We start from the raw sequence: 13,083 nt of genomic DNA, 5'->3' as shown, positions 1-13,083 counted from the left end.
AAAAACAGTGGCGCAGGCCACTGTTTTTTTTATGCTTCAGCCCAAACGGATACAGAGCCGCCATTTACAGGAAACTGTCCGTAGCCATCTTCTTCAATCACAACTTGATCTTCTCGGTTGTTTGTGAAGTCGATCCACGTTTGTCCACTTCGGTGTTCGCCGACGAACATTCTCTTTTCGCCATCTTCGCCGTTTGACATCACCACAGCGCATCCAGACTTCTCAAATTCCTCTACACCATGCCTTACCCATCCAATGGTATTCGGGTGATCAAAATAATCGTCTTGCTGACCGTATGCTTTGTCATAGCGTACATGCAAGAGAGCGGAAATATCTTTTTCTTTTCCCTCAATAGGGTGCTCTCCGCCTATCCCAAAATAGTCTCCGTAAAACACACAAGGATAGCCGTCTTCACGAAGTAAAATTAGAGCGTAAGCACTTTGTTTGAACCAATCTTCTACCCAAGATTCTAAAGATTCATTTGGCTGAGAGTCATGGTTATCTACAAATGTGACAACATTCAAAGGGTGAGTCTTGACTAATGTATCATCAAAAATCGTGGTTAAATCAAAATCTCTTCCTTGCTGAGAGGCTTCATGCAGTTTATAGTGCAGCGATACGTCAAACAAATCAATTTGATAATCAATCACGTCTAGGAATTCCTGACAGGCTGTTAACTCTGGATTCCAAAACTCTCCCACAAAATAAAATGGCTTTTCTTGAGAAGAGGACAATTCGTGGGCAAACTCTTTAATAAAATCGTGGTTAATATGTTTAATGGCGTCTAATCGATAACCGTCGCACTGCAGGGTGTCTGCTAACCATTTTCCCCATTTGATCATTTCTTCTCGAACTTCAGGGTGATCGTAATCAATATTCGCAAACATTAAATAATCGTAGTTGCCAAACTCTTGATCGACATTTTCGTTCCAGCTTTTGTTTTCCCCGGCAATACGAAAAACGCCTTCTTTTCCATTTTTATCATCGTAATCAGTGCCGTTAAAATGATTAAAGTTCCATTTGAAAGAAGAATATTGATCGCCGCGCCCTTCAAATGTAAACTTTGTCCACCCTTCAATTTCAAAAGGTTCAGAAATTTCTTCTGTTCGGTTCATGGGATCCACTTCAATGACGTGGAACGTTTCTTTTTCATCTGCTGCAGCTTTATGATTCATCACAATATCCACATAGACATTAATTCCGTGATTATGACAGGCATCAATCGCATCATGCAGCTCTTGCTTGGTTCCATACTTTGTACGAACGGTTCCTTTTTGATCAAATTCGCCAAGATCGTATAAGTCGTAAACGCCGTAGCCATTATCCTCTGATGAAACACCTTTTGTAACAGGGGGAATCCACACGGAATCAATTCCTTGTTCTTTTAGTTGAGGAGCGAGCTCTTTGAGGCGTTGCCAATGCTCGCCATCAGCTGGCACATGCCATTCGAAAAATTGCATAATTGTATGATTCCGTTCCAAGTTAAATCATCCTCCTTTTAAATAAAAAGATATAATCGCTCACGGATAGTTCTTTAGAATCAAATGAGGAATTGATTATATTTTTTCTTTTAACGTTCCTGTTATCCCTATTCTTTAAACCTTTTTCAACATATGAAGCTTAAGAAAATCTTAAAATTTTTTCTTCTTTTTTCTTAAAAAATGCAGTTTACAGTAAAACCCATAGACGAAATGACCCATGACATACTTTTGAAAGGAGAGTGAGAAATCAATGGACGAATATGCGATTTTAGTTGTAAACGATGAGCGGTTTGAACGTTTTAAAAGTGGGGATACCTCGAGATAAACCAAAGACTCTAGACTTGGTTTAGCTATTGCTAAGTCAATTATTGATTTGCACGGAGGAGAACTGAATATTGAAATTGACGGAGATTTATTTAAAGTAACGATTACTCTTTAATGTGAGTGAATATAAACAGCATATCTAGTAAAAAAAGAGAAGCAACCTCATTATGCTGGTTGCTTCTCTTTTTTTAGCGTTCGTAATTTTATTCCGCAACCGCAAAGTGTACTGTGCTTTAGTACTTTTATTTCTCTATCACACTGATTACATCTTATTTCTTGTCCAATCATTTCTTCATCCCTTCCTCTTTTTACAAGAATTTAAATAAGTATCCATAAAATATGGATACTTATTTAGTGATAAAATGTTAAACTAATTGATAATAAATGAGAATCTAAAATGAGAAAAATACCTTTATTTTCTCATTTGGAAAACTGATCTCTTTATTTTACTTGCTGCGGAACAGATAATCCTAAACCGTCTGCAACGCGTGTTCCATACTCTGGATCCGCTTTGTAGAAGTGCTGAATTTGACGCAGTTTAATCTCTTCTTTTTCTACAGGCTTCATAGCTTCAACGATGTTTGCAACTAGTCGTGTACGCTCGTCTTCGCTTAGAAGGCGGTATAAGTCACCTGCTTGCGTGTAATGGTCGTTATGATCATATGCAACACTATCGGCAACGCCTGAAACAGGGTATGCCGCTTGTTTGTTTTCATGAGATTCTGTCGGACCACCAAAGCTGTTTGGCTCGTAGTAAACAGAACGGCCGCCGTTATCGTCAAAGCGCATTTGACCATCACGCTGATAGTTATTTACTTCATTGCGCGGACGGTTAATCGGTAGCGCTTGATGGTTAGCACCCACGCGGTAGCGATGTGCATCGCTGTATGCGAATAGTCGACCTTGCAGCATTTTATCAGGTGATACGTCAATTCCTGGTACAAGCGTTCCAGGTGAGAATGTAGCTTGCTCCACTTCGGCAAAATAATTTTCTGGATTGCGGTCCAAGACCATGCGACCTACTTCAATTAACGGGTAGTCTTTTTGTGACCAAACCTTTGTTACGTCAAACGGATCAAAGCGATACGTATCAGCGTCTTCTAATGGCATAATCTGAACGTACAGCTTCCATGAAGGGAAATCGCCTTTTTCAATGGCATTAAATAAATCTTCAGTATGATAATCTGGATTTTCACCAGCTAGCTTTGCAGCTACGTCTGGAGACAGATTTTTTACGCCTTGCTCTGTTTTAAAGTGATATTTTACCCAAACGCCATCTCCTTCGGCATTAACCCATTTAAATGTGTGGCTGCCAAATCCATGCATATGGCGTAAAGTTGCCGGGATACCGCGGTCAGACATTAAAATAGAAACTTGATGCAAAGATTCAGGAGATAAAGACCAGAAATCCCAAACGGCCGTCGGGTTTTTTAAATGTGTGCGTGGATCGCGTTTTTGTGTATGAATAAAGTCAGGAAATTTAATCGCATCTCGGATGAAAAATACAGGTGTATTATTTCCGACTAAGTCGTAGTTTCCTTCTTCTGTATAAAATTTAACAGCAAACCCGCGAGGGTCGCGAACGGTATCTGCTGAGCCATTTTCACCAGCTACTGTTGAAAAGCGAACAAATAGAGGCGTTCGTTTTCCTACTTCAGAAAGGAAAGCTGCTTTTGTATAGGCTGAAACATCATTTGTCACTTCAAAATAGCCGTGGGCACCGGCGCCTTTTGCGTGTACGACGCGTTCGGGAACACGCTCTCGGTTAAAATGGGCTAATTTCTCTAAAAGGTGAACATCTTGAATTAAAGTAGGTCCGCGTGAACCAGCGGTCATTGAATTTTGATTATCTCCAACCGGAGCTCCCCAACTAGTCGTTAGGTTATTCTTGTTTGTTGTCATCTTAGAACCACCTCTTATTTGAATTTTATTATGTTAGAAATAATAATAACATTTTTAAATAAAAAATCAATACTAAATTATAATTATTATAATTTAAAGTGTTGATTTTGAGATGTAGCCAATGGGGTATATAGCATGTGAAGTGTACGAACTATTTTAAAAATTTTCTGTATAGTATATTTAGTTTAATAATAAAAATGCCTGGTGTGCAATTATTTTGACCGGCTATTACCATATCAAAAACACGCTTGCTTATATAAGCAAGCGTGTTCGTTTTATATATTTTGTGTTAAGTTTGCTTTCGCTGCCAGCTCAGCCTGAGGCGTGCGCCAAAGCTGTGTCCATTTTTGAATCGCGGCTATCATAATAATGAGACCGAGTATAAGCATGATGATTGAAAGAGTCGCATTTAATATGCTGTAACCTGCCGCAGCTTCATTTAAATACACATTCTTAACCATCCAATAACCCGCGTAGTTAACCGTCACGTAAAGGTAGGCTAATGGAATAAGGCAAGTAAGCATATAGGAACGTTTATCTGCAATTCTAAGAATGACGGTTGCTCCAATAATTAAACCAATAGAGGCCATTAACTGATTCGATACGCCGAACAGCGCCCAAACGGAGCCAATATCTCCTGAGAACAATAAGTACCCCCACATAAAACAGGCTAGGGCGCTTGCAAAAATGGACCCGGGAAGCCAGTCTACTCGCTTCAAGGGCTTATAAAATTCACCGAAAAAGTCTTGAATTAAATAGCGGGAAACGCGTGTGCCAGCGTCGATAGCAGTTAAAATAAACACTGCTTCAAACATAATGACGAACTGGAAAAAATAAGAAGACAGGTGGCTGAACCAAGGAATTTCCGTGAAGATATACGTCATGCCTACAGCCAGTGTAACAGCGCCGCCTGTACGGCCTTCCAAGTTTAGACCAATCTCTTGGCTAAGCCGAGGAAGAGCTGTCACGTTCATACCGAGCGTTTTAAATACTTCAGGTGTAGAGTTGATTGCAAAATAGTCTCCAGGATGTAAAGCTGTTGCGGCAATTAATGCCATAATTCCTACCAAGCATTCGACTAACATCGCCCCGAAGCCTACAACTTTAATGTCACTCCAGCGGTCAAGCATCTTAGGGGTTGTCCCTGAACCAACAAATGCATGGAAGCCGGAAATAGCACCGCAGGCGATCGTAATGGAAATGAACGGCCACACAGGTCCTGCTAAAATAGGGCCGCCTCCGTGAATAAATTCAGTAACTGCAGGAAATGGAATTGCTGGATTTACGAAAAACACGCCTACAATCAGCGCGATAAAGACACCAATTTTCATAAAGCTGCTTAAATAATCTCGAGGTGCTAAAAGCAGCCAAACGGGCAAGGCCGCTGCGAAAAATGCATAAACGGGAAGAATAATTGAAAGTGTTTTAATATCTAGCGTTAAAAAATCTCCTAAAGCTGTTCCTTGAATATAAGGACCGCTAAATACGGCGATTAAAATTAAAATGAAGCCGACGGTAGAAGCCGCTTTTAAATTACCGGTTTTTTTGTGGTAAATACCTACCCCCATTGCAATCGGAATCGTAATTCCAACAGCGAATGTACCCCAAGGATTTTTCTCAAGTGCGTGTAACACGACCATAGATAAACCGGCCATTGTGATGGTAATGATAAAAAGCATAGCTAAACCTGTACAAAAACCAGCGACGGGTCCTAGCTCTTTTTTAGCCACTTCTGAAAGTGACTGGCCTTTTTGGCGCATAGATGCAAATAACACAACTGCATCGTGAACGGCTCCTCCGATTACAGCTCCGATTAAAAGCCAGAGCAGTCCGGGCAAATAGCCAAACTGAGCTGCTAAGATAGGTCCAACAAGCGGACCAGCAGCTGCAATAGCTGCAAAGTGATGACCAAATGTTACCCATCGGTTGGTTGGCACATAATCTTTTCCATCTTCAAGCTCATGTGCTGGCGTTTTTTGCGCATCGTTTAGTTTCAAGACCTTAACAGCCATGAATGTTCCATAAAGCCGATACGCAATCATTAAAATACAGATAGATCCAATAACAATGGTAACCGCATTCATTACAAATCCCCCTATCCCTTAGTTGTCTGATGTTTGTACTACTACACAACGTTATGTAATTGTGTGTTCCCCTTACAACTTTCATTATAAAAGAAGAAAGCGCTTTTATCACCAGTTTTTCCCTTAATTATTTAAAAAATTAGAAAGTTCAAATTCCCTTTGAAAAACTATAAGACTTTTCGCATAATCTCTGCTATAATTTTAAAAAAAATTAGTACGCATTTAGGTGTTTTTAGTTAGGGAGATGAAAAGAGTGAACCATCGTCAAGAGTTACAAAATAGCAAGCGTATTGTAGTCAAAGTAGGGACATCTACGTTGACCTATGATAATGGAGATATTAACTTAGCACGCATTGAAAAACTAGCGCGTGTTTTATCTGATTTAATGAATGCAGGAAAAGAAGTTGTGCTTGTTACATCAGGTGCTGTTCAAGTAGGAGTAAAAAAACTAAAGTTAAAAGAAAAGCCAACTTCTATTCGAGACAAACAAGCAGCGGCCTCTGTCGGGCAATGTGAGCTTATGCATATCTATAGTAAATTCTTTGGTGAGTACAGCCACATCGTTGGTCAAGTACTGTTAACGAAAGATGTAATCGAAGATGAACATGTGCGCAATAACGTTGTGAACACGTTTGAAAAATTAATTGAAGACAAAGTAATTCCTATTGTGAATGAAAACGATACAGTTGCAATCGATGAGATTGAAAACATCGTACGTTTTGGAGATAACGATAATTTATCCGCCATTGTTTCAGTTTTGATTCACGCAGATTTACTTGTTATTTTATCTGATATTGACGGTTTCTTTGATTCAGATCCCACAAAAAACCCTAATTCTAAATTAATGAAAGTAATAGATGGCATCACACCGGAGCTTGAGAATTTTGCTGGAGATAGTGGAACTGACGTTGGAACAGGCGGAATGGTCACAAAGCTTACCGCTGCTAAAACAGCTACAAGTGCAGGCGTGAGCTTAATCCTAGCAAATGGTAAAGAACCAAGTATTTTGCGAGATATTATTGAAGGCCAAGAAATTGGAACGTTATTCTTAAAACAAGCTGAAGGAGTAATGAAATGAGTGAATTGCAGCTTAAAGGAAAGCAGGGAAAAGAAGCCTCTTATTTCTTAGGAAATGTAACGAGCGAACAAAAACAGCAGGCACTTTATAAAATGGCGGCTGCTTTATTGAGTCAGCAAGAAGCGATTTTAAAAGCAAATAAATTAGACGTAGAAAAAGCCGTTCAAAAAGGCACATCAAAAGCTATGTTGGATCGCCTATTTTTAAATGAAGAGCGGATTCACGGAATGGCAGACGGCCTGCGCCAAGTAGCTGCGCTTTCCGATCCAGTAGGAGAAGTGCTGTCTATGGCGAAGCGACCAAATGGCTTACAAATTGGGCAGCAGCGTGTACCTATTGGTGTCATAGGAATTATTTATGAAGCGCGTCCAAACGTTACGTGTGATGCAGCAGGCTTATGCTTAAAAGCAGGAAATGCAGTTATTTTGCGCGGAGGCAGCGAGGCGTTTTATTCGAATCAAGCGATTGTTTCTGTATTATCTCAAGCTGCGGCAAGTGCAGGATTGCCTGAGCATAGCGTACAGCTTATTGAAGATACGTCGAGAGAAACAGCACTGGAGTTAATGAAATTAAATGAATATATCGATGTATTAATTCCTCGAGGCGGTGCTGGTTTAATTGAAGCGGTGGTAAAAAATGCAACGGTTCCCGTTATTGAGACAGGAACTGGGAACTGCCACATTTATGTTGATGAAGAATATGACGGTGACATGGCGGCCAATATTGTCATTAATGCAAAAACATCTCGTCCAGCGGTGTGTAACTCAGCCGAAAAGCTGATTATTCATGAACGAGCGGCTCATGAATTTTTGCCGATTATTGTTCAAGCGCTACGAGAGAAAGATGTAGAAGTACGCGGTGATGAACGTGCGCTAACAATCGTTCCAGATCTTGTTCCAGCAGGGGATGAGGATTGGAAGAAAGAATACTTGGATTTCATCATGGCGGTTAAAATCGTAGATGATATCGATGAAGCGATTTCCCATATTAATGTTCATAGTTCACATCACTCTGAAGCGATTGTAACAACAAATTATGCTCATGCTCAGCGTTTTTTACAGCGCGTTAATTCAGCCGCTGTTTATGTGAATGCTTCAACGAGGTTTACGGACGGAGAAGAGTTTGGTTTCGGGGCAGAAATCGGAATTAGTACACAAAAGCTTCATGCGCGTGGACCGATGGGATTAAAGGAATTAACAACGCTAAAATATATTATTTACGGAGATGGACAAATTCGATAAAAAAGAAGCCTGAGGCATATGCCCAGGCTTCTCTTATTTCCATATATGTTCAATTTCTTCAAGTGACTTTCCTTTTGTTTCCGGAACCCACTTCCATATAAACAAAAATGAAGCAATACACATAATCATAAAGAATAAAAATGTGAAAGATCCTCCAGCTTTGTTCCAAAGGATAGGGAAAAACTGAGATACAAACCAATTAGCTATCCACAAGAAAAACGTAGAAATAGACATTGCATAGCCTCTCGCGTGATTAGAAAAAATTTCCGAAATCACAACCCATACAACCGGTCCCATAGAAATATTAAAAAGAAATAAATAAAAAACAATAAGTAAACTAGTAGTCAACCCTTCAGTACCCTGAGAATGAAATCCAAAGGAAACGAGAAGCTGCGTAACGGCCATACCAGCTGTGCCAATAAGCAATAAAGCTTTGCGGCCAATCCGGTCGATAAGCCACATGGAACAAAGAACGCCTAAAAAGGCAGCTACACCAATCATAGACGTAACAAGGAGCGATAAATCTCCTCTAGCTCCAGCTGCTTCAAAAACTTGCGGGGCGTAATAAATAATGGCATTAATTCCGACAAGCTGTTGAAAGGCTGCAAGTAGAATACCAATAAGCAGCGCTTTTCGAAGACCAGCCTCTTTAAAAAGCGAAAGAGAAGCCGGTTGATTTTCTTTTAACGATTGCTCAATATGATACAGCTCTTGGCGTGCAATGTGTGTACCATTGATTTTAATTAAAATGTCCATAGCTTCTAAAGTGCGGTTTGCTTTTACCAGCCACCTCGGACTTTCAGGAACAGTAGAAAGGATAAGAAGAAATAAAAGAGCTGGAATGCCAGAAGCGCCGATAATGTAGCGCCATCCCGTGGAATTCTGCCAAGCGTCTTCCCCAATAGATAAAATGTAGTCATTTACAAAATAGACAGAAACAATCCCAACAGCAACAGCAAATTGATAAAGAGAGCCTAAGCGGCCGCGCATGTGCCGAGGGGCTATTTCAGAAATATAGGTAATCGAAAGAACAGAAGCCATACCAATGCCTAGTCCTCCAATAATTCGAGAAATAATCACAAAAGAGATGGATGAAGATAGCGCTTGCATAATTGCGGACACGATAAATAAAGAAGCTGCTAAAAGTAAGATGCTTTTTCTACCGAATCGATCACTCAGTTTCCCTGAAGCAAGTACCCCAACGGCACCACCGAGCAGCAGACTAGATACAACAAAACCTACCATCGTTGGACTAAGATTAAAATGTACTTCCATCAACCCAATAGCTCCTGAAATGACGGCTGTGTCATAGCCGTAAAGTAACCCTCCAAAAGCAGCTGCACATGAAATGAAAATCACGAAAAATAGATTTCCTTTTTGCTCCTTATACTCGTCAGAAGTTACTTTTACTATCCCCATATAAATTCCTCCTTTGAATCTCGGTCACTATTTTAATTAAAAAAACGTTATACGTAAAACGTTTTCATAAAAGATGTTTTTATGTTAAACTAAAAATTGTAAATAATCAAACTATTTTTTAACTTTTATATGAATTATGTACGTTTTGTTATCAATCAATAGGGAAGAAAAAGTAGGGGGGAAGAGAAATATGGCGTTTATTCAATGTGATTTTTTTTCAGAAGTATTGCAAATAAGTACTTCAATGAACGTTTTGATACCGCAGCAAACAAAATGTCAAATTGGTTTAAAAACCAATACAAGAAGTGAGAAACACCCTACGCTCTATTTATTACACGGTCTTTCTGATGATCATACGATATGGATGAGAAGGACTTCGGTTGAACGCTACGCATCAGAATTAGGACTTGCAGTTGTAATGCCAAATGTAGATCGTAGCTTTTATAGAGATATGGCTTATGGAAAAAAGTATTGGACGTTTGTAACAGAAGAACTTCCTCAATTGGCTAGATCATTCTTTCCATTATCGGAAAAAAGAGAAGATAATTTTGTAGCTGGCCTTTCTATGGGAGGGTACGGCGCTTTAAAATGGGCGTTTCGCAAACCACATCAATTTTCTGCAGCTGCCAGTTTATCAGGAGTGATGGACGTTGAAGGGCTTGGAGGGCGAGGAGAAGTTCAGTTCTTAGATTATCCTTTGATTTTTGGCATGCCGCCTGTTATTAGACCTGAAGATGATCTTTTCTGGCTGCTTGAAAATCGCCGGCGCTATGGAGAAGTGACTCCGCGTATTTATCAATGCTGTGGAACGGAAGATTTTTTATATCAGGAAAATAAACGTTTTTCCGAGCGATGTAAGCAAGAGCCTATTTGTTTTACATATGAAGAAGGAAAAGGAAGTCACGACTGGGCATATTGGGATCAAAAAATTCAAGATGTGTTAAAGTGGCTGTTTAGTGAAAAGTAGGGAAGGTAGTTTTCGGTGGTTCCGGCTTCTAGTAGTATAATAAAGAAAAATGTTTACTTGGTCGATAGACTAAAAGAAAATAGGAGTCGGTACGAATGGGGAGAAAAAAAGTCACGATTACAGAAGTAGCAAAAGAAGCGGGAGTTTCATTAGCTACGGTATCAAGAATCTTCAATAATAAAGACGGTAAAATTAAAATCAGTGAAAAAACTAAACAAAAAGTACTAAAAGCAGCAGCTCATTTAGGGTATCAGACGAATCCATTTGCGGCAGCTCTGCGGGCCCAAAAAACAGGGATTATCGGGATATTAATTAGAGATTTAAAAGATCCGTTTCTAATTGAACTATTAAAAAAGGTACAGCAACAAGTCCAAAGTCGAGGGATGGATGTTCTTATTGGACACACGGATTACGAAGAAACAACGGCTGAGCGTCAATTAAATGTTATGATGAACCATTGGTTTGATGGGGTCATTTTATTAGACTATGTAGCTGCTCAGCATCCGTTTGTAGATATATTAAAACAATATCAAACGCCTTACGTTTCTCTTACAGGAGACGCCTCTTCTGCACTTTGGCCGATTGTACATGTAGATGATGCGGTGGGAATGCAATTAGCTGTTGCTCACTTAACGGACCTTGGTCATAAGAATATAGGGTTCGTTGGAAAAGCTGTAAGCGGAGTCGAACACCGTCTGTCTCTTTTTTATCAGTATGTACCGTCAGCAAACGCAAAGTTTGTGAAAGAAGATATGAATAACTCAGATGAACTATATCAGTTTATAAATAAGCTAGCTCATCATCCAGAGCCTCCAACTGCGCTTATTTGTGCTACGGATTACATTGCTCTGAAAGTGATACACTGTGCGTGGCAAAATGGGCTTCACGTTCCAGCAGATTTGTCTGTTATAGGGTTTGATGATATTACAGAAGCTAGTGAAGCGCATCCTCCACTAACAACTATCCGTCAACCGATGGAAAAAATGGCTGAAAAAGCAGTAAACCTCTTACTTCAGCAAATTCAGGATCAGCAAGAAATAGATCAGATACAGTATAAAATGGCACCTGTATTAGTAGAGCGCGAGACCACAAAACGTATGAATTGATAAGGAATGTATATACTATTCCTGAAAGTGTGAGACAAAAAGTCCACACTTTTTTGCATTAACCATTGCGTCCACTTCCCTCTTTCTTATACACTGTATGCTGTAGGGGAAAAAACCAAGCTTTAATATGTTTGGAGCGATTTGATGACACAACAAAAATTAGATAAATATGAAATTATGGACGTTAGCTTACTAGCAGGTAAAATTATGTTAGAAAGCGGAGCAGAAACGTATCGAGTAGAAGACACAATGATGCGGATTGCAGCGTCTTACGGTATAAAAAAATCCCACAGCTATGTGACGCCAACAGGGATTATGTTTTCACTTGAAACGAAAGAACCGACGAAAACGAAGTTAATTCGTATTTCGGAACGAACGACAGATTTAAAAAAAGTAACCATGGTAAATAGCGTCTCAAGAACAATCAGTCAAGGAAACATCTCCTTGGAGGAAGCGTATGAAATGCTACAAGAAATTGAAGCAACGAACGTAGCTTTTCCACTATGGGTTCAACTTGCAGCTGCATCCATTTCTAGCGGATGCTTTTTAATCATGTTTCAAGGTTTATGGTCGGACTTTATTCCAGCTATGTTTTCAGGAGGTCTCGGATTTTTAACCGTGGTGTATTTCCACCGTCTTATTCCGATTCGCTTTTTTGCTGAGTTTACCGCTTCGTTAGTTATTGGACTTTTATCAGCTCTTTTAGTTGCTTCAGGACTAGGCACGCAAATTGATAAAATTATTATTGGATCCGTTATGCCTCTCGTTCCTGGCTTATCCATTACCAATGCAGTGCGAGATTTAATGGCAGGACATTTACTGTCTGGATTATCAAAAGGAGCAGAAGCGTTTCTGACGGCATTCGCTATCGGTGCAGGTATTGCCATTGTATTTACGCTTCTATAGAAGGGAGGCATCATATGCATATCGTAGAGCAGATAATTACAAGTTTTATTGCTTCAGCAGCATTTGGGATTATTTTTAATGTTCCACGTGAATCATTATTAAAAAGTGGCTTTGTCGGAATGATTGGCTGGCTCATTTACTATTTGCTAACGTTCTATGGCGTAGATGAAATTCCAAGCACAGTTGCATCGGCCTTCTTTATTGCTATTATTAGTCAAATTTACGCAAAAATTTACCGAACGCCGATCATTATTTTCACCGTAGCAGGTATTATTCCGCTAGTTCCAGGAGGAACAGCATACGATGCCATGCGTAACTTTGTAGAAAATAACTATAATGAAGCGATTAGTCTTGCAGCGAAAGCTTTTATGATTTCAGGTTCAATTGCCATTGGTATTGTGTTTTCTGAAGTCATCAACCAAATCATTCGTCAATCTAAATTAAATGCCAAAGCAAAATATCGACCGTAGAGAAGCAAGCTCAAATCAGAGCGTGCTTTTTTTATGAAAAAAATAAAGAGATCCTTCACTTTTTTGTCACAAGAAAGTCACGTTTTAGTCTAAAAACGTTCAAAA

At 39.6% G+C, this 13,083-nt stretch carries 10 protein-coding genes and 1 pseudogene; 7 read left to right on the top strand and 4 right to left on the bottom strand.

Features of this window, described 5'->3' with window-relative positions:
- Window positions 1-29 precede the first annotated feature (29 nt).
- On the bottom strand, window positions 30-1,481 hold the full coding sequence (locus tag ACFX4N_RS23265; protein ID WP_013059891.1) for an alpha-amylase: 1,452 nt from the start codon (window positions 1,479-1,481) through the stop codon (window positions 30-32).
- A gap of 280 nt (window positions 1,482-1,761) precedes the next feature.
- Between ACFX4N_RS23265 and ACFX4N_RS23260 the strand changes: the two are divergent.
- Window positions 1,762-1,920, top strand: a pseudogene (locus ACFX4N_RS23260) (ATP-binding protein); the annotation flags it as partial.
- 326 nt (window positions 1,921-2,246) lie between these two features.
- Here ACFX4N_RS23260 and katA read toward each other — a convergent pair.
- On the bottom strand, window positions 2,247-3,707 hold the full coding sequence (gene katA, locus ACFX4N_RS23255) for a catalase KatA (protein ID WP_029319474.1): 1,461 nt from the start codon (window positions 3,705-3,707) through the stop codon (window positions 2,247-2,249).
- Window positions 3,708-3,982: 275 nt separating this feature from the next.
- Window positions 3,983-5,791: a carbon starvation protein CstA gene (gene cstA, locus ACFX4N_RS23250; RefSeq protein WP_192100741.1), complete on the bottom strand. Its 1,809-nt coding sequence runs from the start codon at window positions 5,789-5,791 to the stop codon at window positions 3,983-3,985.
- A 244-nt stretch (window positions 5,792-6,035) separates the two neighbouring features.
- On the opposite strand from cstA, the gene proB reads away from it, so the two are divergent.
- Complete coding sequence (proB, locus tag ACFX4N_RS23245; protein ID WP_055991570.1) at window positions 6,036-6,869, top strand: glutamate 5-kinase; 834 nt, start codon at window positions 6,036-6,038, stop codon at window positions 6,867-6,869.
- Window positions 6,866-8,110 (top strand): glutamate-5-semialdehyde dehydrogenase, encoded by a 1,245-nt coding sequence (locus ACFX4N_RS23240; RefSeq protein ID WP_098196928.1) that lies wholly within the window; start codon window positions 6,866-6,868, stop codon window positions 8,108-8,110. Before proB ends, ACFX4N_RS23240 begins: the two co-directional genes overlap by 4 nt.
- Before the next feature lie 33 nt (window positions 8,111-8,143).
- Here ACFX4N_RS23240 and ACFX4N_RS23235 read toward each other — a convergent pair whose 3' ends face one another.
- Complete coding sequence (locus tag ACFX4N_RS23235) at window positions 8,144-9,529, bottom strand: sugar porter family MFS transporter (protein ID WP_192100742.1); 1,386 nt, start codon at window positions 9,527-9,529, stop codon at window positions 8,144-8,146.
- Between the two features lie 190 nt (window positions 9,530-9,719).
- On the opposite strand from ACFX4N_RS23235, the gene ACFX4N_RS23230 reads away from it, so the two are divergent.
- The 4 genes from ACFX4N_RS23230 to ACFX4N_RS23215 all read left to right on the top strand — a co-directional run bounded on the left by ACFX4N_RS23230 (window position 9,720) and on the right by ACFX4N_RS23215 (window position 12,978).
- The gene (locus tag ACFX4N_RS23230) at window positions 9,720-10,496 is read left to right on the top strand and encodes an alpha/beta hydrolase (RefSeq protein WP_192100743.1); all 777 of its coding nucleotides are present in this window, start codon (window positions 9,720-9,722) and stop codon (window positions 10,494-10,496) included.
- Window positions 10,497-10,591: 95 nt separating this feature from the next.
- Window positions 10,592-11,602 (top strand): LacI family DNA-binding transcriptional regulator, encoded by a 1,011-nt coding sequence (locus ACFX4N_RS23225; protein WP_013059884.1) that lies wholly within the window; start codon window positions 10,592-10,594, stop codon window positions 11,600-11,602.
- 144 nt (window positions 11,603-11,746) lie between these two features.
- Window positions 11,747-12,508, top strand: coding sequence for a threonine/serine exporter family protein (locus ACFX4N_RS23220; protein ID WP_013059883.1), 762 nt, complete (start codon window positions 11,747-11,749; stop codon window positions 12,506-12,508).
- Between the two features lie 14 nt (window positions 12,509-12,522).
- Window positions 12,523-12,978, top strand: coding sequence for a threonine/serine exporter family protein (locus ACFX4N_RS23215; protein WP_013059882.1), 456 nt, complete (start codon window positions 12,523-12,525; stop codon window positions 12,976-12,978).
- Window positions 12,979-13,083 lie beyond the last annotated feature (105 nt).

Source organism: Priestia sp. YIM B13551 (assembly GCF_042787905.1).
GTDB lineage: Bacteria > Bacillota > Bacilli > Bacillales > Bacillaceae_H > Priestia.
Note: the sequence above shows the minus strand (reverse complement) of the source record. Positions and strands in the feature narration are given on the sequence as shown.